20 protein-coding genes are annotated in these 23,974 nt (G+C 43.7%); 9 read left to right on the top strand and 11 right to left on the bottom strand.

Annotated features, from left to right (window positions below):
- Nucleotides 1-301: 301 nt before the first annotated feature.
- Complete coding sequence (locus FHW89_RS27995; RefSeq protein ID WP_172338348.1) at nt 302-712, top strand: nuclear transport factor 2 family protein; 411 nt, start codon at nt 302-304, stop codon at nt 710-712.
- Between the two features lie 11 nt (nt 713-723).
- Here the strand turns inward: FHW89_RS27995 and FHW89_RS27990 are convergent, their stop codons facing one another.
- Complete coding sequence (locus FHW89_RS27990) at nt 724-1,014, bottom strand: hypothetical protein (RefSeq protein WP_172338347.1); 291 nt, start codon at nt 1,012-1,014, stop codon at nt 724-726.
- A 3-nt stretch (nt 1,015-1,017) separates the two neighbouring features.
- Nucleotides 1,018-1,188 (bottom strand): hypothetical protein, encoded by a 171-nt coding sequence (locus tag FHW89_RS27985; protein ID WP_172338346.1) that lies wholly within the window; start codon nt 1,186-1,188, stop codon nt 1,018-1,020.
- 149 nt (nt 1,189-1,337) lie between these two features.
- Between FHW89_RS27985 and FHW89_RS27980 the strand changes: the two genes are divergently transcribed.
- A complete protein-coding gene (locus FHW89_RS27980) occupies nt 1,338-2,738 on the top strand; it encodes a serine hydrolase domain-containing protein (RefSeq protein WP_172338345.1) in 1,401 nt (466 codons plus the stop codon).
- On the opposite strand, the gene FHW89_RS27975 is transcribed toward FHW89_RS27980, so the two are convergent.
- Together FHW89_RS27975 and FHW89_RS27970 are read right to left on the bottom strand one after the other, a co-directional pair.
- Nucleotides 2,727-3,422 (bottom strand): helix-turn-helix transcriptional regulator, encoded by a 696-nt coding sequence (locus tag FHW89_RS27975; protein WP_172338344.1) that lies wholly within the window; start codon nt 3,420-3,422, stop codon nt 2,727-2,729. The two genes, FHW89_RS27980 and FHW89_RS27975, sit on opposite strands and share 12 nt — an antisense overlap.
- Before the next feature lie 10 nt (nt 3,423-3,432).
- Nucleotides 3,433-3,903, bottom strand: coding sequence for a DinB family protein (locus tag FHW89_RS27970; protein ID WP_172338343.1), 471 nt, complete (start codon nt 3,901-3,903; stop codon nt 3,433-3,435).
- 334 nt (nt 3,904-4,237) lie between these two features.
- On the opposite strand from FHW89_RS27970, the gene FHW89_RS27965 reads away from it, so the two are divergent.
- Both FHW89_RS27965 and FHW89_RS27960 read left to right on the top strand, forming a co-directional pair.
- Nucleotides 4,238-5,131: a helix-turn-helix domain-containing protein gene (locus tag FHW89_RS27965; RefSeq protein WP_172338342.1), complete on the top strand. Its 894-nt coding sequence runs from the start codon at nt 4,238-4,240 to the stop codon at nt 5,129-5,131.
- A 67-nt stretch (nt 5,132-5,198) separates the two neighbouring features.
- Nucleotides 5,199-5,609: an ester cyclase gene (locus FHW89_RS27960; protein WP_172338341.1), complete on the top strand. Its 411-nt coding sequence runs from the start codon at nt 5,199-5,201 to the stop codon at nt 5,607-5,609.
- A gap of 197 nt (nt 5,610-5,806) precedes the next feature.
- On the opposite strand, the gene FHW89_RS27955 is transcribed toward FHW89_RS27960, so the two are convergent.
- The 7 genes from FHW89_RS27955 to FHW89_RS29075 all read right to left on the bottom strand — a co-directional run bounded on the left by FHW89_RS27955 (nt 5,807) and on the right by FHW89_RS29075 (nt 17,114).
- Complete coding sequence (locus FHW89_RS27955) at nt 5,807-6,292, bottom strand: peptide deformylase (RefSeq protein WP_172338340.1); 486 nt, start codon at nt 6,290-6,292, stop codon at nt 5,807-5,809.
- Nucleotide 6,293: 1 nt separating this feature from the next.
- Entirely contained in the window at nt 6,294-7,466 is a 1,173-nt protein-coding gene (locus FHW89_RS27950; protein ID WP_172338339.1) for a glycoside hydrolase family 130 protein, read from the bottom strand.
- A gap of 285 nt (nt 7,467-7,751) precedes the next feature.
- Nucleotides 7,752-9,782: a glycoside hydrolase family 65 protein gene (locus FHW89_RS27945; protein WP_172338338.1), complete on the bottom strand. Its 2,031-nt coding sequence runs from the start codon at nt 9,780-9,782 to the stop codon at nt 7,752-7,754.
- Between the two features lie 120 nt (nt 9,783-9,902).
- Nucleotides 9,903-11,444, bottom strand: a complete 1,542-nt coding sequence (locus FHW89_RS27940; protein WP_172338337.1) for a RagB/SusD family nutrient uptake outer membrane protein — start codon at nt 11,442-11,444, stop codon at nt 9,903-9,905.
- Nucleotides 11,445-11,476: 32 nt separating this feature from the next.
- Nucleotides 11,477-14,449 carry a SusC/RagA family TonB-linked outer membrane protein gene (locus FHW89_RS27935; RefSeq protein ID WP_172338336.1) on the bottom strand — a complete coding sequence of 991 codons (2,973 nt, stop codon included), beginning with the start codon at nt 14,447-14,449 and terminating at the stop codon, nt 11,477-11,479.
- A 589-nt stretch (nt 14,450-15,038) separates the two neighbouring features.
- The gene (locus FHW89_RS27930; protein WP_172338335.1) at nt 15,039-16,664 is read right to left on the bottom strand and encodes a DUF6377 domain-containing protein; all 1,626 of its coding nucleotides are present in this window, start codon (nt 16,662-16,664) and stop codon (nt 15,039-15,041) included.
- A gap of 120 nt (nt 16,665-16,784) precedes the next feature.
- Nucleotides 16,785-17,114 (bottom strand): trehalase family glycosidase, encoded by a 330-nt coding sequence (locus tag FHW89_RS29075; RefSeq protein WP_305848685.1) that lies wholly within the window; start codon nt 17,112-17,114, stop codon nt 16,785-16,787.
- 265 nt (nt 17,115-17,379) lie between these two features.
- Between FHW89_RS29075 and FHW89_RS27920 the strand changes: the two genes are divergently transcribed.
- The 5 genes from FHW89_RS27920 (at nt 17,380) to FHW89_RS27900 (ending at nt 23,960) form a co-directional block, all read left to right on the top strand.
- On the top strand, nt 17,380-17,856 hold the full coding sequence (locus FHW89_RS27920; RefSeq protein WP_216650711.1) for a DUF4440 domain-containing protein: 477 nt from the start codon (nt 17,380-17,382) through the stop codon (nt 17,854-17,856).
- Nucleotides 17,857-18,653: 797 nt separating this feature from the next.
- Nucleotides 18,654-21,215: a galactose oxidase gene (locus FHW89_RS27915; protein WP_172338334.1), complete on the top strand. Its 2,562-nt coding sequence runs from the start codon at nt 18,654-18,656 to the stop codon at nt 21,213-21,215.
- 724 nt (nt 21,216-21,939) lie between these two features.
- Nucleotides 21,940-22,974, top strand: coding sequence for a phenylalanine--tRNA ligase subunit alpha (gene pheS / locus FHW89_RS27910; protein WP_172338333.1), 1,035 nt, complete (start codon nt 21,940-21,942; stop codon nt 22,972-22,974).
- On the top strand, nt 22,971-23,375 hold the full coding sequence (locus tag FHW89_RS27905; RefSeq protein WP_172338332.1) for a hypothetical protein: 405 nt from the start codon (nt 22,971-22,973) through the stop codon (nt 23,373-23,375). The genes pheS and FHW89_RS27905 overlap by 4 nt, the downstream gene beginning before the upstream one ends.
- Nucleotides 23,376-23,378: 3 nt before the next feature.
- Nucleotides 23,379-23,960, top strand: coding sequence for a TetR/AcrR family transcriptional regulator (locus FHW89_RS27900; RefSeq protein ID WP_172338331.1), 582 nt, complete (start codon nt 23,379-23,381; stop codon nt 23,958-23,960).
- Nucleotides 23,961-23,974: the final 14 nt, after the last annotated feature.

The following is a 23,974-nucleotide window of genomic DNA, read 5'->3' as shown; positions in this document are numbered from 1 at the left end:
AATGTATGTTGAAAACTATACAAGAGCGGCTTAGAAAATGCTTTTGCAAAATAAATTTGGAAATATAAGAAACCTAGAATACCCGGTCTACGCTTTGCTGGACCACCCTCTCTCCGGCTTCGCCGCAAAGAGGGTAAAGAAAAAAGAAAGCCCCTCTATGTGCGAAGCGGAGAGAGGGGTGGCGAGCGAAGCGATGTCGGGGTGAGTCTACTCTCCCACAAGACTTTTCAACGATCCACACCATACAATCAGTAAATGATACCATTAGGATTGGTATTCGCCTGCTTATATTTGTTTCACCATGGAACAAAAACTACCATTACCACCGTTTACCTTCGAAACGGCAACCCAAAAAGTTCAGCTGGCCGAGGATGCCTGGAACAGTCAGGACCCTGAACGGGTATCTTTAGCTTACACCATTGACAGCGAATGGCGCAACCGCTCGCAGTTTATCAATGGCCGGGCCGAGATCGTAAAATTCCTGACTGCCAAGTGGCAAAAAGAACTTGACTATAAACTAAAAAAGGAACTTTGGGCTTTTACCGATAACCGGATAGCCGTACGCTTTGAGTATGAGTACCACGATGCCGCCGGGCAATGGTACCGCGCCTACGGTAACGAAAACTGGGAGTTTAACGAGCATGGCCTGATGCAAAAAAGATACGCCAGTATTAATGATGTGCTTATTAACCCCGAAGACCGCCGGTTATAAGCAACTATTGCTTAGTTAATTAACGCAGGGGCCTTTACAATCTGTAATATCATATTAATGATAGCGGCCGGGCCTTTGCCTCTTTTGGCCATCTTTTTAAACTTTTCCCAGGCTTCTTCTATATCGATTTGGCTTTCGGGTTTTACCAGCTCGCAGATCTCCCATACCAGTTTAAACTGTGTAAAATATTCTAAATTCTGCTTACTGGCGGCTATCCATTTGTCAATCGTTTCTATCTCGGTCAGCCTGGCTTCGCCCAGCATATATTTGGTTAATAGCCTGTCCATCGTGTTCATATCCATAAATTACAGACTGCTGGTTACATACCAGATGATCATGGGCAAATCATCAACCAGTTTAAAATGAAGCGCCTTTAAGGCCCTGTCTATATGATCTTCTATTATTTTCAAGGGGTTATTGCTTTCGTACTTTACCGCGCCAAAACTATCTGGCTGGCAATGGCTTATATCATTCATGGTTTTACTGATGTTTATTTTCACTAAAACACTCCCGGGTCAATTTACCCCTACCGGAATATAAAATTTATTTGATCTGCACCAGATCATCTGTAACGAATTGGAGATTACAGCGTCTTTTAATTAGTTCGCCTACTAATCCTCATTACATGAAAAAGATAAGCTGTGCTGTTATTTTACTCCTGGCTTTCACCCATGCATTTTCACAGGAGAAAAAGATAAGATCCTTTGCCGATGAGTATGGCATCCAGGGGCTGCAACTGGTTTATGTTAAGGGCAACCAAACCCAGGCGTACAACATCGGCACAGTAAATAAGGGATCGGATAAAAAAGTAAGCTCCAATACCATTTATGAGGCGGCCTCATTAAGTAAATGCATTTTCGCCTATACGGTAATGCGCTTGTATGACAGGGGCATCATTAGTCTGGACACGCCGTTATTACATTATACCGGCAGCTACGAACGGTTTGACCCCAAAGATGCCCGCTACGCCAAAATAACCGCGAGGATGGTATTAAGGCATACCACGGGCTTACCTAACTGGGGCGACGACAAAGGCGCCCGGTTATTATTTACGCCCGACAGCTGTTTCTCCTATTCGGGCGAAGGCTATGTCTTTTTACAAAAAGCAGTCGAAAAACTAACGCGTAAATCACTAAACACCCTGGTGCAGGAAGAGGTATTCATCCCTTTTAAAATGACCAACAGCAGTTACGTATGGGAAAGCAAATTTGATACTCTGTCGGCATTTGGCAATAACCCCGAAGCTATCACCCGGCATAAAAATGCTAACGCGGCTTATAGCCTGCTCACCACCGCCCATGATTATGCACTTTTTTTACAGGCCTTACTGGCCGGGCAGGGCTTAAAACCGGCTACCCGCCAGCTAATGTTTGAAAAATCAAGCTCGGGAAACCGCTTTGACCATCTCATCATCGACGCTAATCAACATATTGACTGGGGATTGGGCATAGGCTTACAGCAAAATGAACTGGGCAAATCCATCTGGCACTGGGGCGATAATGGCGACTTTAAAGGTTTCTTTATCGCTTTTCCCGATCGGCAGGAGATCCTGGTATATTTTACTCACAATCCTTACGGCTTAAATATTACCGCCGATATATTGAATACATTTTTTGGCAAGCAAACCTGGTGGCAGGCCCAATGGCTCGACTATGGATTTAAATCGCCCAAGGCCATTAAAGATTTACGCGCCAAACTGGCCAAACGGGGCTACAGTCACGCTATAGATATAGCAGCAAAAGAAAAGAAGAAAGATTCCGCCTATCAACTACCCGAAGATGATTTAAATAGCCTGGGCTATATACTGATGTCTGAGAACAAAAAAAAGGAGGCGGCGGAAGTGTTTAAACTCAATGTAAGTTTATACCCCGGCAGCGCCAATACTTACGACAGCCTGGCCGAGGCATACGAGGCTTTGGACGAACGGGAGCTGGCCCTTAAAAATTACAAACATTCACTGGAGCTAAACCCGAAAAATAACAATGCCGCGGAGCATATTAAGAAACTGGAGCTGCTACCCCTTTAAATCGATATTCAATCGCTGCTTCAGTTCAAATTCGCCTTTGGAGGTGATGAGCAAGCTTCTTTTTTGATAAACTTTTCGGAACCAGCCCTCCTTCAGAAAATATTGCAGCATGGCCGCGCCGAGTCCGCCCGCCAGGTGCGGGGTTTTCTCGGTCCAGTCGATACATTTCAGGGCAAGCGGTCTTTTGGCAACCGCTAACTGTGGAATATCTATATCCAACTCTTTAAACCAGCTGATGCCCTGGAGCGTAACGCTGAACTCCTTGAGATGATCGGGGTGATCAGTTATCAATCCTTTTTTGAGCAGTGCTTCGGTTACCTGTACCCCGGCCAACCCCGCCAGGTGATCGTAACAGCTACGTGCCGCCCTTACCTCCCGCTGAGCATGGCTAAGATTGATCTCTTTTGGTTTTGAAAAAACATTACTCAGTGTTTCTACAGCCACCGCTATCTCGGGATTGGCATATACAAAATATTTGTGCTTACCCTGTTTCTGCACCTTGAGTATCCCTGCCTCTACCAGCTTTTTAAGATGACTACTGGCCGACTGCGGTGTAATATTAGCCGCGATGGCCAGGTCGCCGGCAGATACGGGCTTGCCGTCAAACAGTTCCCAGATCATGGCGGCACGGGCTGGTTCGCCAAACAGCGCCGCCGCTTGTTTAAAACTACTCAGGTTAGTCATACTTTTTTGGTTAGTCCCAAATTTGGGGACGGTCAACATTCATTGTTCTCAGGTAGGATAGCAACTGCCCGGTATGTATAGCCTCGTGATAGGCTATCCTTTGCAAATAATCGCCCAGTTTACGTCGTAGATTGGCCTTCGGCCTTACAATCTCTATTTCTTCCAATTCTCTTTCTGAAAATCCGCGTATCACTTCTAAAAAAGCAGCATGATGAGGTGCTGCAAATGCTATTTCCTCTGCAATGCTCGTATATGGCTTATCCTGCCATGGTGTGATCAACTCTCCCAGATCTCCCCGGTTAATCACAATCTGCTGATAAATATACTGGCTTTCGATAATATGACGGATAATTTCGATGCAGGTCATTGCCTCCGCATCGGGTTTCCAATCGTATTTATCTTCGGGTATGCCGAGCCATACTTTGATGCTGCGGCGTCTTATTTCATTAAAATTTAAACAGATAACTTCTTGGCTATTCATATTGTATTATTATTTGATGTAAAAATACAACCGCTAAATAGCTTACACTTCGGACTGGATTTAACTGTGCGCATAAAAAAGCAGGAGCCCGGCTTTTTAGGGTCGGGCATCCTGCCACACACAAATTAAAAATTAAACCTTATCATGTATACAACACGCGCAGAGGCTTTTACCCTTACCGTTATTTGAAAAAATAATTGGTGATACGAATAAGAGAAATGGGCGTCATGCTGAGCGCCGTTGAAGCAGGTGGGCAGGCCTCTGCACACGCCCTTCGACAAGCTCAGGGTGACAGGCCTTTGGTGATAATGTTCGTTATTCTTTAATTTGCACTATGGCTCTATCTGCAAAAGATCATATCATACCGCAATACTCCTTCCAGGAAATGTTTCCGGCAGGTAACGGCATGTTTGAGCTGGTTGAAGCCAAGGGAGAGTTCAACAAACATAAGGCGATGTTCCTGGTACCACACCGGCGGGATTATTACCAGTTGGGACTGGTTGATGAAGGCGACGGGAAGCACTGGGTCGACTCTACCCTATACCAGCTTGATCCTAATTGTTTTTACTTTTCTACGCCGCAGCAGGTTCATATCAAAGAGCAGGCTAAACCCTTTATGGGCATAAATATTTGTTTTACCCGCGAATTTATCGAACTGGAAAGTAACCGGCTGTTCCGGGACCTTCCTATCATTACCAACCCGCAAAATGGGCATGAGCTGAAACTACGGGCTGCCGACCGTGATTTTATCCGCCACATCATTGCCCTGATGCTGGAGGAGCAGCATCAACACCAAAGCTGGAAAAACGCCGCCTTGCAGGCTTACCTGCATAATCTGCTCATTTATCTTAGCAGGCTTTATGAGCAGCAGTTTATGGCCACAGAACAAAATACCGACCGACAGTTACTCCGCCAGTTTACCGCCTTAATAGCAGAACATTACCTGCAATTGCATGAAGTAGCCACCTATGCTCAATTACTAAATATTTCGACAGGACATCTAACGGCCATTGTGAAAGCCCAAAGTGGTAAAACGCCCATTCGGCATATTCATGAACGATTGATGATTGAAGCCAAACGACTGCTTTTTCATACGGAGCACTCCGTTAAGGAAATTGCTTTTGAACTGGGCTTCGAGGACGATGCCTACTTTAATCGTTTTTTTAAACGCCTGGAAAATTTAACCCCGACAGAGTATCGCAGAGCCATCCTTGAAATTTACCGTTAATGCACTGTTTTGTACCATCGGCGTTAAGCCATACCCGGTAATTTTGCCCCTACGTAAAAGATAAAACATGACAGAACAGGAATTAAACAAAGCAGTAGTAACCCGTTTTAACCACGAGGTTTTAGAGCAAGGCAATTTTAACGTTTACCAGGAAATTGTAAGCCCCCATTTTATAAACCACACCGCGCCGGCAGGCGCCGACAATGGCTTCCAGGCCACTTTTGATTTTGTGGACCAGGTGGTTAAAAAAGCTTTCCCTGATCTTCGGATAGAGATCAAAAACATGGTAGCCGAGGGCAATAAAGTATTTACCCACAAAATACTACACGGCACCCATCTTGGTGAATTTATGGGGATAAAAGGCAGCGGCAAACAAGTGGTGATACCTACTATGGATATTATTTATTTAAAAGACGGTGTATACACCGATCACTGGGCCATCAGGGATATACAGGATGTGTTGAAGAAGGCGAATTAGGGTTTTATGTTGCCTCGCTGCAGTCGCACGGCTCCAGCCGAGTGACCATTATTACCCGGCCTCCGGCCGCTGTAAAAAAACAAGAGTGGTCATGTTTGAATCGCAGGCCAGAGGCCTGCGGATAGTCGTCACTCGGCAGGAGCCGAGCGACTGCGAAAGGGCCTTTTAGGACTTCGACAAGCGCATTAATCCCATCCTCAGAGCCGCCATTTGAATGCCTGGGGATCAACGGCACGGCTGATACAAAGGATACCTTCCAGGTGATCATACTCGTGCTGCAGCAGCTCGGCCAGGGCATCTTCCATGTGCCATTCCTGCGGTTGCCAGTTTTCGTCGAGATAGTTGATGGTGAGTTTTTTGTGGCGCGACACTTTTACCAGCAGATTAGGAAAGCTCATGCAATCATCCCAGAGCTCAAACTTTTCGTCGCTTAGCCAGGTAAATTCAGGATTGATGAAAACGGTAGGCTGGTCGATATTCATATAGATCAGCCTTTTCATGATGCCCAGCTGCGGGGCGGCTATCGCCCGGCCAAAATTGTATTTAGTACGGATCTCCCGCATCACATTATCCATATCGACTACCCAGCCGGGTACTAAAGGAAGTTCGGTTTGCAAAACGGGTTCGCATTTTTCATATAACCTGGGATCGCCCAGGAGTAACAGATCGGCTAATGTTTTCATATTATTTTACAGCGCTCGTGGCCACTGCTATTTTTGAATCGGCGGTACCATAGTACAGGTACCAATGATTGTCAAATATAGCCAAACCCTCTACAAAGCAAACCTGGTTCACCTGTCCCGAACGCTCGTAGGATTTTTCGGGTTTCATAAAATAATGATCCAGGCGTTTGAGCAGTTTGGTAGGATCATTCTTATCAAACAAAGCCTGCGAGGCGGTATAGGTACCCTCGGCCAGTAATAAGTCGCCGAAGGATGGCACATTACGGCTGTTATAGATGAGCACAATACCTCTATCCGTCAGTATAGCCGGCGGACCAGGTTCCACCAAATCACTGTCGAATTTACCTTCGCGGGTGGGCAGGGCTATTTTGAGTTCGGGCATGTTAAGTGCCTGCGACCGTAATTTTACCGGAGGCTTTTCGCCGGCTTGCATTTTTACAGGCATCCAGTTGATCAGATCGGTTGAAGTAGCCGTCCAGATCTGGGTATCACCCCAATACATCCAATACTTGCCATTAATTTTGGTGGCTATTACCTTACCGTTTTTCTTATAGGTAGATACGATAGAACCTGACTTGCTCCATTTAACGGCATATTTACCTGTATCGGCTTTGGCAAACACGCTGCCATGCTTTTTCCAGTGAATGAGATCGGTGGAGGTAGCTATCAGTAGCCGCGCGGTAGTACCATCGAAGGCGGTATAGGTCATGTAATAAGTACCGCGGCCGTCTTCCACCACACGGGGATCTTCGCAGCCGCCCTGCCATTCCAGTTTTTGGTAGTCGTCCTTATCGGGATATAATACAGGCGTTGGCTTGCGCACAAAATGTGTGGCGTCGGTACTCACGGCTAAACCAATGCGCGATGTACCCGCTGGTTTGCCTGTACTGTCCTGCGCCCGGTAAAGCATCCAGATCTTGCCGCCACGGTTCACGATAGCCGGGTTAAACACATCTTTTGATTCCCATAAAACCTTGGTTTTTAGTATCGGATCGATAAAATTGCCCCGGCCGGGGCCCAAAACAGGGTTAACACTATCCAGTTTGGTAAAAGGTAAAATGGCCCAGTTATTAGTAGTATCAACCGTAACTGCGACTTTTTTCTGATTGCTTTGACAGCTACTCAGAGTAAGGGTGGCGGCGAGACATGAAATGACAATAAAATTCAGTTTCATAGATGGTAAGAGTCAAGATATTAGAATCAAGGTTCAAGATAGCAAACAAAAAGATTGATCATAAAGTTCTTCGCTTTTAATAATCTCTTATGCGGCAAATAGACCTGACCAAGCAAGCGTTCGCAAGAGCGTAATACTATAAAATTTGTCATTTCGATAGAGCATGGATGGGGATGAGCGTTGTGCGAAAGAGAAATCTTCTGCATAATGCAAAGTTTCTACTTCCAATCGCAGAAGATTTCTCCTCGTGCCTCGTTCGAAATGACAAATTTTATTTCTTCCGAATCACTTTACTACATATGTTTTTTTATCCATACCCACCCCGGTAATGGTTAACGATTTCCAGTTTTTGGGCAGTTTGCTTTTGAGCTGCACAATACCATCGGGCGTAATATCCAGGCCGCCAAAACCCATCAGTAAACTCTGGATAATGCCACCCGCTCCCGTTGCGAAATAAGGATTGGTGCCACCCTTGGTTTCGGCAATCACCCTGAATGGTGGTAGCAGATTGGGCTCATAAGCATCCTTGAAAAAATGATAGGCCTTATCGCCATTGCCTAAGCGGGCGTACAGTAAGGTAAATATACCTTGCGTCATGGCGGGTGTGCCTTCGTTAGGTACGCGGGTTTCGTAATATTCCAGATCTTTTTTAATCTGCGCCGGATCGGTTATGGTTTTCAGTGGATAGGCCAGCAGGTTTACATCGGCCTGTTTAATGCCTTCGCCTTTGTAGCTGGCAAACTCTTTGGTAACCCCATCAGCAAATTGCAGCACCGGGATATTCCTTTCTACTTGCTGCCAATCCTGATCGGCGGTGATGCCCAATATTTTTGCAGCTGCCGTGGCGGCCTGCAGGTTGGCTTTGGCAGCGGCATTGGTATAGGCGTTGTTATCTACGTTTTCGGCCCATTCATCAGCGGCCACCACATCTTTAATATCATAGTGACCTTCGCCATTACGCTCTACACGGCTCGCCCAGAAATCGGCCGTAGCCGAGAGGATCGGCCACCCTTTTTCCTGCAGCCATTGCTTGTCCTGTGTAACACAATAGTAATTCCAGGCGGCCAGTGCTACATCGGCAGTAATATGGTGTTCAAAGGGACCACTCAGGGCCCAAACCGGGGTTTCTTCTACGCCGCTATCGGCGCTTTCCCAGGGGAACATAGCTCCCTTGTAACCGTGCGAAAAGGCATTCTGTTTGGCGGCAGCCAATCGCTGAAAACGGTACTCCACCAGCGACTTTGCGATATCAGGATGCATTACCAGCAGCGCCGGATACATCCACAGGTCGGCATCCCAAAAAACGTGACCATTATAGCCTAAGCCAGATAAGCCCATGGGCGATGGCGAATAGGCCGCACCCGCACGCGAGAATGAGTACAGATGGTACAACATACTGTGCACATCCTGCTGAGCCTGCAAGTCACCTTCAATTTTAATGTCGCTTTTCCAGAGCTCTTCCCAGGCTTGTTCATGATATTTTACTAATCGCTCCCGGCCTTCCAGTTTGGCAAACATGGTGAGGCGCTCGGCCTGGTTCAATGGGTCGGCATCGTGCGCTGAGGTAATGGACGAGCCCGCCAAAGCATACTGATATGTTTGCCCCCCAGCAATGCTTTTGCTAAACTTCATCAGGTGCATGTTATTATCCCACATCTCGTGGATCACCCTTGGTTCCTGGCCATGCTGTTCGTTAAATAAAAAGGTATTAGAAGCGCAAAGTTGCAACTTTCCTGTGGGGCTTTTAGCCGTTGATGTGAGCAGGCTGATGGTTACATGCGGCCTGTCTATCTCGTTATAATAATTCTGAACATCTTTCAAAGCATCCGGTGCTTCCATCACGCTGGCAGCGGTGATATTGATAGCTTTTTTAGCGGTGATACTGATATCCATCAACACAGTAAAAGGCAGCTGCCTTAAGGAATAATAAGTGTATTTAACCGATGCGGCATCGCCATAATCAAATGTGGTGGTAAAGGCAGCATGCTGCATATCCAACTCCTGCTTAAAATTGCGGATGTTTTTAGCCTCCACCCGTTTGCCGTTTATTTCCAGGTAGCTGTTCAACAGGTTAAAACTGTTCAGAAAATTACTTACCCGGCCGCGACCATACAGATCATACGCACCAGCAAGCACCACATTTTTCACCTTAAACGGCTCCGGCGACGATACAATACCAATCATGCCATTAGCTACCGTAATGCCATAGTAATTGGCTGGGTCTATCTTATCGGCTTTTATTTTCCAGGAGTCCTGGGCCTTTGATATCACGCTCAAACAACAGAAACCGGTTAGTAATAGGTATATTTTATTCATATCAATTATTCTACAATACGATCTGAGCTTGTATGCAATTCTGTCCGGAATCTTTTATAAAAACAATGGAACAGTTTTTAGCTGTTCCATTGTCCAATTAGTATAAATCAAATGAATTTATTAATAACCCGGATTTTGGTTCAGGTTCGGGTTAGAAATTTTTTGTTGTGACGGAATCGGCAAAATCAGGGTATGATTATCTGCCGCGTCCTGTACTTTTTCGGGCACCCTCGGACCAGTATAATATTTAACACCGTCCGCTACTTCAAAACGGATCAGGTCATTCCTGCGCCATCCTTCCCAGGCAAATTCACGGCCACGTTCGGCCAGTAAATTTGGTAATGTTAAGTCGCTCGCGCTCCAAACAGGCACACCCGATCTTGTTCTGATAGCATTAACCAAAGTAAGCGCATCGCCAGGTGCCCCCGCTCTTATTTCAGCTTCGGCCTTCATCAGGTAAGCATCAGATAAACGGAAAATAACACCGTCGTTACTCATATCACCAGCAGTTCCGGCCTGTGGATAATATTTAATACTCCGGGCTCCCGCATACCTGAAAGTATCTGCAGGGTTGCTTAATTGTAATACGTATGGGCTCAGAACTACCGAAAGGTTAGTTTTAACATCTACTAACGGTTGGCCGGTTGAGCTATATTGCTGACCGATAAGCCACATTTTTTTACGGGCATCCTGGTCAGTAAATGATCTGAAGAATGCCGTTGGCGTACACCAGCCATTATAAGGCTGTCCCGTTAACCCAAAGGTTAAATTATTAACATAATTCAGCGTATTCATTTCGATGCTAAAACCTTTGATATAGGTATTGTCAAAAGGCACCACAAATATATTTTCGACAGAACCATCATTAACTACGGCAAAATTATCCAGCATAATAGGCTGTAAGCTATATTGGCCCGATTGTATAACCTTATCGGCAGCGGCAGCGGCCTTAGCCCATTGCGGGGTACCGGTATATACCTGCGCGTTCATATATAATTTAGCTAATATCATATAGGCACCCCACTGATTCAAATGACCATAAGTACTGGCATCTTTTGATTGACCTTTGGTTGATAACAATGGAGCATTGGTTGTTAATTCGCTTTCAATAAACGCGTAAACGTCGGCGCGTGTAGCCTGCTTAACTTTTGAAGGGTCGGTATTATAATCTGTTACCAATGGTACACTACCAAACATATCTATAAACTTCAAAAAGTAATAAGCTCTCAAAACTTTCACTTCGGCTATGGTTGCTGGTGAAACACCAGATTGGCTGGCCAGCAGGTTGAGTACAAAATTACATTTGGTAATACCACTGCTAATATCTCCCCATGCACCATTAACAGTATTGTCGTCTACCTTAATGTTATGTGTCCAGTATGATTGCCATTTACCACCATCATACCAGTCGTTACCTCTTGTCGGAACAACCATTTCATCGGTGGTAACCTCATTGAGTACAAAAGTATTTCCATCGTTACCTATCGAGGTCATGGCGTTGTAAGCACTGGCCACAACTGCGGTAACCTGGGCCGGAGTTTTTGGAAAATTGTTTTCTGTAGCATTGCTGTAAACATTTTTATCCAACTTGGTGCAAGCCTGGGTAAGCATAGCCAAACATAGCATCGCGCCTATATGCTTTATATTTATTCCTTTTTTCATGTCTTTAATAATTTATCAGTTATAAATATTGACTACTTTAATGAAAAATTAGCGCCAATTACAAATGATCTTGTTTTTGGATATGGATTATTGTCAATATACGATTGATTCTGAGGCGTAACATTGCTTGGATCAGGGGTATATGAAATCGCGTTAGCAATCTCAGGATCGATACCCTTGTATTTTGTAATAACAAACAAGTTGTTTGTAGCCAGGTAAACCCGTAATGAACTGATGCCCTTAATTTTATTAAATGTATAGCCCAATGCAGCGTTGTCCAGTCGTAAATATGATGCACCCTGAAGCCATCTGTCTGATGCTGTAGGCGCGCTTTTTACGCCATTGGTGAGTGCATCTCGGGTAGTGTTATTGCCAGGTAAGCGGGTAACGGTTTCAAATTGCAATAAGGTATTGTTAAATGCTTTTTGTCCGTAAACACCTCTCAGGAAAAAGTTAAAGCTCCAGTTACCATAATTAAAGGTATTTGTTATCCCATAATTAAATTTAGGAGAGGGATCGATATAATGGCTTGGGGGAATGCCACCAGGATATTTATCAACAGTTTGGCCGTCAAATAATTCATTGCCGTTTGCATCAACACCTGTGTAATGAGGCAAATAAAATACAAATGGAGCATAGCCCGGTTTCAGATAAGTAATAGGTGTAGATGATAAACCACGGCCCAGCGCGTTACCCAATGGTATCTGATCTACCGCCAGATTAAACCCATTATATGTTCCGGATAATTTGGTGATCCTGGTTTTCACAAAAGTGATATTTCCCCCTATGGTCCAGTTGAAGTCTTTTCCTACTATGGGTTGTCCGGTTAAACCAATATCTACCCCCTTGTTGCTTAGGTTACCCACGTTTGCCAGAATGGTGCTGTACAGGAACGGAGGTGTTGGCACGTGATAAAGATAAAGCAGGTCCTTAGTTTTATCGTTATAGTAGTCAATATCACCAGAAAGCCTGTTGTTGAACAAGGAGAAATTAATACCAACGTTTGTACCCTGGCGTTTTTCCCATTTCAAATCGGGGTTAGGGTTTTGTGAAGGCTGATAGGATGGCTTATATGGGAAAGTTTTATCGGATGGATCATAATAAGTGTTTCCTGTACCATACAAACCTATGGCGCTATACGGCCCAATAGCATCTGAGTTACCGGTAACACCATAACCGGCCCTTATTTTCAAATCGTCTATCCACTCCACATCCTTTAACAGATCTCTTTTTAAACGGTAAGCCACATCCATAGCCGGGAAATAACCCCATTCATGGTTTGCCCCGAATTTGTTCGACCCGTCTCGACGGATAGAGGCTGTCGCGTAAAAACGTGAATCGTAATTATACTGTACCCTCGCCAGAAACGAAATTAATTTATACTCCGTTTTGTTTGATGTTATCGCCGATTTTTGAGGGTTGCCACCTTGCAGGTTATTATTCAGGTTTTCCGGCACAAGGTAGTTCTCGCCATAAGCGGTAAAATTATTGGTAAAATAATCATTATACTCATAAACACCAGTTGCTGATACGGAGTGCTTTCCGAAAGTTTTATCATAATTGATGTGAATGTTGGTTTTATAAGAATTGGCATCATAACTCTCGGCTTTAGCGTTGTTGATATTCCCCTCTGTAGGGAAAGCCGGGTTAAATTTGTTATTCTGCGTATGATCCGGGTTGGTAGCACCCATTACCCCTATCTTCAAGCTGGGGATGATGTTATAATCGGCCGTGGCATAAAGTATGGCCAGGTTTTCATAAGAGTTATTTAAGGTTAACGCCGCATGCTGAACCGGATTGTGCCCGTTATAATCTAAAGAGTAAGCATAATAGGATCCATCAGCATTATACACAGGATAAGTTGGCGGGGTATTAAACACGTAATCATAATTTATATTATTATAATTCTGCTTTATCCTCGAATAAGTAATACCCATATTAATCTCCAGCTTATTATCCAGCGCTTTTTGCTGAGCGCTAAAGCGCAGGCCCAGCATATTCTTATCGTTATTGATCGCAACACCCTGCTGGTTCAGGTACGATACCGACCCCCTGTAGTTAAAGTTCTTTGATCCGCCCGAAATGGCTACAGCATGGCTATTGGTATAGGCAGTGCGTGTTACAGCTTTTTGCCAGTCGGTATTGCCGCCTTTATCATAAGTGCTTACAGTAACGTTTGGCAGTTTTGATATGGCATCTAAAAATTGGCCTCTGTTTAACAAATCATAATATTTGCTTTGTTTATCAACACCGGCATAGCCATCATAGCTAATGGAGGTGCCGCCTTCACGGCCTTTTTTTGTAGTTACCAATAAAACCCCATTTGCACCACGTGCACCATATATAGATGCTGCCGAGGCGTCTTTCAGAACATCCACAGATGCGATATCGCCGGGAGGGATGTTTCTGAGCTGGTTAGGATCATCAAGCAAAACACCATCCAGAACAACCAGTGGGTTCTGGTTCCCGGTGATAGAAGTTTGCCCGCGTAAACGCACGGTAGGTGTTCCTGTCGGATCGCTGCCAGCATTGGTAATTACCAATCCCGGTACTTTGCCTTGCAATTGTAATAGCGGGTTGGTGGCTTCGCCCTGGTTAAAATCCTTGGCACTGATGCTCGAAATAGCTCCGGTTACGTCCTTTCTGCGTTGCGATCCGTAACCCACGCTCACTATCTGTACCTCGCTTAATGCGGTGGCGGTACCCACAAGCGCAATGTGCACGTTTGTTTTACCGGTAATATCAACTTCCTGCTTGGCATAGCCAATAAATGATACCTCAAGGGTATTATTGCCGGCTGGCATAGAAAGTTTAAAACTACCATCTGGCCCAGTATTGGTACCAATGGTTGAGCCTTTGGCTACAACGGATACACCTGGCATAGATGTACCATCATGAGAGTCTGTAACCTTGCCGGTTATTACTTTGTTTTGTGCCATTACCGACACAGCAAAGAAGCAAAAAATGGCAAGACAGCTTACTTTAAGTAAATTTTTTAGCTGCATAAATTTAGATTTAGTGTTTAATTGGTTTGTTATAAATGTAAACTATTAATTTATTATATAAAATAACTATAAATGTTATTTTGTACTAATAAATATTAAGTAACTGGCAATTAATTTATTATAATTAATCATTACGGAGGGCTACAGGCGTTGGTAAGTTTTCTATTCATATTCAGGTTATTTTAAAATCAAAAAATTACATATATGCCTAATGCCAACAACCGGCAAAAGCAGTTAATCTGTTTATGGCAAAAGATTATTATCCTTTGCTACACCGGTGGTTTAAAAACCACGCACATGAAAATTTAATTTATTATGGGTTTATATTTATTCGCTGGACAGGATCATTTATCATGAAAATATTTAAACTATTTTACAGGATATAAAATCACCTCATACAAAGTAATATGCGACTGCGGGGATTACCTATTTTTTTTGGTAAAATATAAAAATATATGGCTTTTTTTAAACATAATCAATTGATAATAAGTGTATTAAAAAAGAAAGCACTTCAAAAAGTATAAATAAAATTTAAGTGCTTTTAAGCCTGTTTTACACTTATTTTATACTTAAGCAGGCCATTTACACCCTATGCTTTGTTTAATACATCTACCGCTTTAATAGCCATTATTTTTTGATCGAACTGATCGCCGGGAAGTATGGATTTTGCTTTTATGCGCATTTTATATACGTAAATGGTGTTTACAGAATATTCCAAAATAGTGGCAATAGTTTCATTATCGGTAATTCCCATGCGTATCAGCGCGAATATCCGGAGGTCGGTATTCAGCACCTCATGGTCGCGGGGCCATATCTGGTCTTCCTGTTTAAAAAGGGAGTTAAAAACAGTAATAAAATTGGGGAATATTTTTAAAAAAATATGATCGAAAGTATAAAATAATAATTCGCGTTCTTTTTTAATATTTATTTCATTAACAGCCAGTTGTATATCGTCATATTTTCTGGCCAGCAACTTTCTGTCAATATTTCTTTTCAATTTTTCGAGCTTTAAGATGTAGCCCGATATTACATTAAAAAAGTAGCCGATATACTCCTCCTTAATGTGCGTATCCTCAACCAGCTTGTCGTTAATACTTTCCAGCTGCTGATTTTTTTCTTCGATGATCTTTTCTTTTGCTTTTAAGCGCTTGAGCTGGTTAAATATGATAAACGCCACCATCAGCACTAAAAGCGAAACCGCGGTAATAGATAAGAGGTATACCAGGAATTTATTTTTCTCCTTCTCCATTAAAACCAGTTTTTGAGCGGCTACTACGGGTAATACGGCCCCTATCTTTATTTTACGGAGCCGGGCGCCATAATACTCCGCATCGTTCATGGCCTGATCAACAAAGGTGTAGCCATCGATGATGTTACCGGTACGGTACAGTAAACTACCCAATTCAAAGCTGGCAACGGTTTCTTTGGTTGATGAGCGGATATCATTGATAACACCAATGATGAGCAAATTGGTACGCTCTTCTATTTGCGAAGGGTCGCGGTAAAAATTGCTCAAAGCAGTAGCTATCATAGCCTTCTGATGCGTGGTTAATGGCATATGGTAAAACAACCGGCTATAATATACCGATGGCTTTTTTGTGTCGCCAAGCCTCACCTGTTTATCACCATGGTGCCTTAACCACTCGTATGAATTCGGTGTACAAGCCGCAATGGTTGAATCGAGGTATTTGAGTGACAGCGAGTTATTATACTGGCTGTAAAACGCGTTATCGTCATAATCGGCCAGGTCTGAGTGTGCCCTGGCTTTGAGCGAGTAATATTCAATTTTGCCATCGTTATTTAATAATTTCACATTGATACCATTAAAACAATCAAAAGCCTCTTTAAACATCCCCGCCGAAAGCAAGATGAAACCCAGCTTCATTTTGCAATCATTTTGTTTGGGCGCATCCTTCAGCACATCGCTGATATCCTGCATTTTATGAATATAAACAAAAGCCGAATCGAACTGGTAAACCTTAAATTCTTCGTATATTTTGTTGCACAGCCTGTACCTGGTGTTTGGATCAGTTAAAGGGGTGGCGGCTAATGCTGTTCTGAGATTTTGTATGTCAGCCTCTTTTTTATCGTCGTAATTTTTTTTTCTTGTAAGCTCCATCTTGAGCACAGCCAGCAGACTATCTGTTTTTGCCGATGCGAACGTGGCGGCAGGTGCAAAAAGAACAAGAAATAAAATAAGTAAATAAACTCTCATAGTAAATCGATTAACTGATATGGTGTACTGCAATAGCTTAAATTTGTTTTGAAAACTGGCATTGTAATTTACTTACAACAGCATAAAAAAGGATAATTGTTTAAAAACTGTTACAACTGATTAACCTGGTAATGATTTAGCAAATTGAGCAGCAGGCTGATGGTCCACCCCAAAACCGTCCTGCAGCGGATATTCGTCCCCTCCGGCCTTTGATCCGGTATCCAGCACATTATACTTCTCCATTAGCTTCCCGCTGGCATCAAAAACACGAATACTGGTACTGATCCGGGCTCCGGCCATGGGGCTGTCCAATACCTTATTGTCAGGAAATATATCGGCAAGCTGTACCGCCTCAAACAAACCCGGGTATAATTGCCGGGGAGTAAGGCTTTGGGAATATGTTATTAAAAAAACAAATAACAGTACTAATGTTAAAAGCGCCTTTCTCATGCTTCAGTTAATATAAATGGAAATATGAAGGTAAATAAAAAGCTCAAAATATGTTAAGAGGCATCAAGAATTAACATTTTGGCATTTGATAGCTTGCTTTACAATCTGCTTGTTTAAAAAGCAGAGCTAATTGCTGCAATTACGCTAAGGATTAAAAATTCCACCTCTGCCGGGGCCCTTCCGTTTTGTACAATTTATCTGATTCGGGGCTCCCTATTTTTGAATTAGATTATTTAACAGAACAATAAATTAATTCAAAACAGAAATGAAACAGCATTTAAGCGCCATGCCCATATGGGCCATATTCATGATGTGTTTTCACATTCAGAGCCCGAAATTCGAAACATCATCAAGCTTAATTGAAGCTAAAAAGGCTATAGCAGCAAGCAACCGGGTATATTTTCAGGCGTTTGTAAAAAACGCCCCGGCTATTTTTATTAACCGGTATGCAGACGACTGCCTGATCATGCCGCCCAACATGGAACCACTACAAGGCACAGCAGGAGCACGCCGTTTTTTCAAAATGGCCTATGAGCAGTTTGGCCTGCGCGATGGCCAGTTTATAACCACCGCCGTTTATGGCGATGGAGGGATATTTGTTACCGAAGAAGGATTGTGGCGATCATTTGATGCCAAACACCGGCTCTTTGATAATGGAAAATTCCTGGTGCTGTGGAAAAAAACGATGAAAGGTTGGAAAATGTTTAGGGACTCATTCAGCAGCAACCGCCCCAGGAAATAGACGAGACCGATATAATTGCTAATCCATATTTAAGGACTCGTTACAGACGAGCGTAAGGTGGAAAGAGAAAAAGTGGAGGGCCGTGCGATTCCCATCATATGACAGAAAAGATGAAAATATTCAAAAAAGGGGCTGTCACCCTGAGCTCCGTCGAAGGGTAGAACGCAGAGGCCTGCCCACCATGCTTCGACGGAGCTCAGCATGACACCCTTTTCTTAGCAAATGTCTAATGATGGGCTATTACCCTCAAGAGGGGGAGCTTAAAAAGCTGATCTATACAAACGGGTTCAAAGTCGGAAAAGGTCGGTTAACATAATTTCATCTAATTTTTACACAATTAACTGATTGTTAAATAATGGAGATGTTGTTAACCGTAAAAAATGTAAACCATGTAAACCCACTTTCCGCCGCGCTCGGCTCCTGCCGAGTGACCATTATTACCCCGCCTCCGGCCGCGGTAAAGCAATACGTGTTTTATTCATGGGCCAGAGGCCTGCAAATAGTCGTCACTCGGCGGGAGCCGAGCGACGGCCGGAGATTTTTGAAGCCCTCTCTCCCGATAGCTGTCGGGATGGAGAAGGTTGGGTGAAGCTCTTGAAATGACGCGCGGAGGGACGCATCAACCACCCGCATCAGCCCACGCCCGTATCAATCCCGATATAATCACTTTACCTTTGAATGTAAACTGTTTTTATTGTAATTTAGCCATTGCCGCCAGCTAAATAGCGTAATATTTTTTTGGCCAGATTATAAATACAATACGGGTACTTAAGTCCTAATAGTAAGTACTGATCAACATGAGATTTTTTGTTTCGGGAATAATTTCGGTTATTTTTTTAAATATACTATTGATACAGCCTGTCCATGCGCAATCATACGGGCTTGGTTTTTATAGCCATGATGTAGTACAGGATAAACGTACCACTTTAGACCTGGGCATCAGCAACGTAGCGGCCAAAGACAATCTCGAAGTATCTTTTGATCTGTCGTTCATTCCCAACCAGCAGATCTATTTTGGTTATATGCTTCGCCTGGTGGGCGACGATAAGCAAAACATCGACCTGGTGTATGATAACCAGTACAATACCAAACATTTCAAGATCATCATTGGCGAAAAGCTTTCCAAAATATCTTTCAATATTGATGATAAAGAACTGTTTAATAACTGGAGCAAGCTCCGGATCTTTATCGATTTTAAGAACGATAAGCTCACCGTATCTGCCGGCAAAGTCTCTTACAGCGAAGCGGGCGTACACTTAAAGCCAAGTACAAACTATAAATTATTGTTTGGGGCCAATGCCTACCGGCAATATCAAACTACCGATCTGCCGCCATTTAAGCTGCGCGATGTAAAAATAACGCAGCAAGATAAGTTATTATCGTGGTGGCCGCTGAACGAGTGGCAGGGCGATGTAGTTCACGAAACAGTGAACCAGAACAGTGGCAGGGTTAGTAATCCGTTGTGGATCAAAGCGCGGCACCGCAACTGGCAGATGGAAAAAGAGTTTAGCGTTGTTGGCGATGCCAGTTTGGCTTTTGACCCTGCTACCGAAACCGTGTACGTGATCACCACCGATTCATTGCTTTCGTATTCCGTTAACAGAATAACGCCATTGAAAAGCGAGGCATACAAGATAGGCAGACAACAACTGATCCCGGGAGATCAGACCGTGTTTAGCAATGGTAAGCTGTATTATCTTTTTATTGATCAAAAGGTAGTGGCAACGTATAACATCCAGAGCGGACAATGGGATAAAAGTTTTAAAAACATGCCGCAGGAAACCAATACCGGGCATCTGAACAAGTTTTTCTGCAAAACCGACTCATCTATATACACCATAGGCGGTTACGGGCAACTGGTTTATAAGGATAGTGTGAAGCGTTATAACGTAAACACCAACACCTGGCAGGAAATTAAGGCCAGCGGAGATGTATTTACGCCCCGTTATATGGCAGGTCTGGGTACCAGCGCCTCGGGCGATACGGCTTATGTGATAGGCGGTTATGGCAGCGCATCGGGCCAGCAGATCGTGAACCCGCGAAATCTGTATGACATGATGCAGTTTACGGTTAAGACTAAAACGTTTAAGAAATTATTCAACATCAATGTTAAAAGCGAGGATTTTGCATTTGCCAATTCGCTCATCATCAACAGTAAAACCAAAACGTATTACGGGCTCATATTTCCGCAGCATAAATTTAACTCCAACCTGCAGTTGATCAAGGGCTCGCTGGATAAACCTTCCTACCAATTTGTGGGAGATACCATCCCTTATTTATTTCACGATGCCCGTGCCTATGCCGATATTTACTATTGCCCGCACAGTAATAAATTTTTAACGGTAACGCTTTTTAAGGATAAGGAGCAAACCCGAGTTAAGGTGTACTCGCTGTTGAGTCCGCCGGAGCCTTTGGATAACCCGATACTGAGCGAAGCAGGCATCAACTATATTTTATGGATCAGCGGACTGGTTGTAATTGGCATCGGTGCGGCAACGGTAATAATTATCCGTCGTAAAAAGAAGACCCGGCAACAACCGTCATTACCACAGCCTGCGGCAGAAGTTCCTGTTCAGCATCATACCGAACAAACGGAGCCGCCAATTGAACCTGATCATGACAACAAGCTAAACAGTAACAAGAACGCGATATTTTTATTTGGCGATCTGCAGCTGTTTACACCCGAGGGCCACGAGATCACTAAGTATTTTACGCCGCTGCTTAAAGAGCTGTTTTTGGTTATCTTGTTGTATTCGGTAAAACTGGGCAGGGGGGTAAGCTCCGAAAAGCTGAACGAGATCCTATGGTTTGATAAATCGGAAAAAAGCGCCCGCAACAATCGCTCGGTAAATATTGCCAAGCTTAAATCCCTGCTGGATAAAATGGGGGAGTGCCACCTGTCAAAAGATACAGGCTACTGGAAAATTGAGATCGACTACAACCAGATCATGGTTGATTATCATAATTACCTCAACATCGTATCCAACAAAAGCAAGCTCAACAAGCAAAAGATCATCCAGCTTACACATATTACGCAACGGGGCAATTTTTTATCAAATATCGAGTACGAGTGGCTGGATACATTTAAGTCAGAAGTATCCAACGAGATCATCGACTCCTACATCCAGTTTGCAAACTCGGTTCAGATTGCCGACGATGCCGAGTTCCTGATCAAACTGGCCAACGATATTTTTTACTTCGACCCGGTAAATGAGGATGCCATGATCCTGAAATGCAAGGCCCTATCCTTCCTGGGCAAACACTCGCTGGCCAAAAATACATTCGAGAATTTCAGCAAGGAGTATAAAGTGATCTACGGCGAAAATTTTGAACGGGATTTTCATTCGATACTGGAATAGGGAGTTCTGCATGACACGATATTTAAAAGATACTTGTCATCCTGAGCGGAGCGAAGGATCTATTCTTCGCGTTGTATAGCGTATACCCGCTCTTGGCCGCGGGAGGGCCTTTACTTTGTAGCCACAAAGTAACCAAAAGGCTTTCAGCAGAAATGTTTCTTTGCGCTCCTGGCCTTTACCCTGCAAAGCGGTCAGAACCAGGGCTGCAATTATTTTGCCCTACTTCGTTCGCACGGTCTTATGCTTCAGCAAAAACTTGCTATGCCCCGCATCCACACCAGGCCACCATCGTTCTACCCGCTTTCGCCCGAAGCTTATCTGCTGACGGGGAAAGAAAATCAATAATTCACTAATTCAATAACTTGATAATTCAATAATTAACATAGACCTATCTGCTGACGGGGAAAGAAAATAAAAGAAATCATGGTAATCCTTTAATCCTAAAAATCATGGTTCAGACAAAAGCATCTGCTGGCGGGAAGAAGAAATCACTAATTCACTAACTCAATAATTCGATAATTGCCCCCACCTTATGTTAAAGTTGGGTAATAATAGCGTTACTCGTCAGCATCTGATACTATATATTCCTGTAATCGCTAAACACATTCGTGGCGTTTTTTTTATATTTGCGCACTTGCTGCTATCAAACGTATAGTCAGTTTGCACCGCATACGATATCAGCAGGCAGGCTTTACGGCCATAATTTTTTAATAACACCAGAACAATGCAAGCTCAAATTGACCAGTATACAGCCGAAATAAATGCTTTTTCGCCAGCCAATGCCGATGAACTGGAAATATTTCGGATCAAATTTTTAGGTACCAAGGGAATTATAAAAGACCTTTTTGAGCAGTTTAAAACCGTTGGCCCCGAAGAAAAACGCACTTTTGGTAAAGTACTCAACCAGTTTAAGCAATTGGCCGAGGCCAAATATAATGAGCTGAAAGAAACACTTGACTCGGGCCCAAAGGCTAAAGACTTAGCACTTGATCTTACCCTGCCCGGCGAAGATTTTGCTGTTGGCTCGCGCCATCCATTGTCGCTGGTGCGCAATGAGATCATTGATATATTTAAACGCCTGGGCTTTGTGGTTGCCGAAGGACCGGAGATTGAGGACGATTGGCATAACTTTTCGGCCCTGAACTTCCCGGAAGAGCATCCCGCGCGTGATATGCAGGATACCTTCTTTATCAAAAAGAACAACGGTAAGGATGATATCGCTTTGCGTACCCATACTTCATCGGTTCAGGTGCGGATGATGGAGCATGGTAAACCGCCGTTCCGGGCTATTATGCCGGGCAGGGTTTACCGTAACGAGGCGATATCTGCCCGCGCGCATTGCTTTTTTCACCAGGTTGAAGGTTTATATGTGGATGAGAACGTATCCTTTGCCGATCTGAAACAAACCCTGTATCACTTTGTACAGGAATTATATGGCGAAGGTACAAAGGTACGTTTCCGCCCGTCGTATTTCCCGTTCACCGAGCCATCGGCCGAGATGGATGTATCCTGTACCATTTGCGGCGGATCGGGCTGTAATATGTGTAAATACAGCGGCTGGGTAGAGATATTAGGCTGTGGTATGGTTGATCCTAATGTACTGGAGAATTGCGGTATCGACAGTAAAAAATACACCGGCTTTGCCTTTGGTATGGGTATGGAAAGGATAGCCAACCTGAAATATGTTATCCGCGACCTGCGTTTATTTTCTGAAAACGATGTACGCTTTTTAAAACAGTTTCAAACAGAAATACTATGAGAAAGTTCATACTGATCATATTAACAGGTGCTTGTTTATTTTCATGCGGCAAGGGAAACCCGGTTCCGAGTGTGCTGGTAAACTTCCAGTCACCAATAAATCCGCAGTATAGTGCGCTTAATACCGTTGGCGGTCATGCCTATGCACCGGGTGGAGTGGCAGGTTTACTTTTATACCACTCGCAAACCCGCGGAATTGTTGCTTTTGACCGGTGCAGCAGTTATCAGCCCGAAAAAAAATGCGCTGTCACTGTTGATGATACCGGTCTTACGGCTACCGATGCCTGCAGCGGATCAAAGTTTTCGCTGGAAGATGGTTCCCCGGTAAAGGCTCCGGCTACGAAGTCGCTGCGTTCATACCAGGTGATTACCACTCAGTTCACTATTCAAGTTGTTAATTAGTAAATGGAAGCCGATAAAATAAAAGATAGTATAAAAAGGGCGGCGCAGGAGTTGTTCCGCAAGTTCGGTTACCATAAAACCAGTGTTAATGAGATAGCCAAAAAGGCCAAAATTGCCAAGGCTACTATTTATAAGTATTTTGATAGTAAAGAAGCGGTTTTACATGTACTGCTGATGGATTATATCAAAGCCAGTGTTGATGATCTGGTACAACATAATGCCCCGGAGATAGACGAGGAGGAGTATCTGAATAACCTGATCATGAAAACCTGTCGCCTGTCATACACCATATGCAATGAATTTATAGGCTGGGATTTTATCAGGGAATCAACCAATTCACAGGATTTTTTGAAGAATCTTTCCAACGAACTGGAAGAACTACTAATGGCATCATTTATACAACTGCCCGGTATCCGTAAGCATGAAACTTACCAGCAAAGGCTAAGGTTTTTGATCAAATGCAGTAAAAGCATTGTGTTTAGCTTTGCTTTCACCTCGGTGAGCGACTCAGATGTGCGTAAGAATTTTGTTTCTTTTCAGAAGGAGATCCTGCCTTACTTGGTAAAGGCTGCTATTTCGGTATAAAATCAATTTGCTGA

The sequence above is a fragment of the Mucilaginibacter sp. SG564 genome (genome assembly GCF_013149275.1).
Classification (GTDB): domain Bacteria; phylum Bacteroidota; class Bacteroidia; order Sphingobacteriales; family Sphingobacteriaceae; genus Mucilaginibacter.
This window is presented reverse-complemented; position numbering and strand designations above follow the sequence as displayed.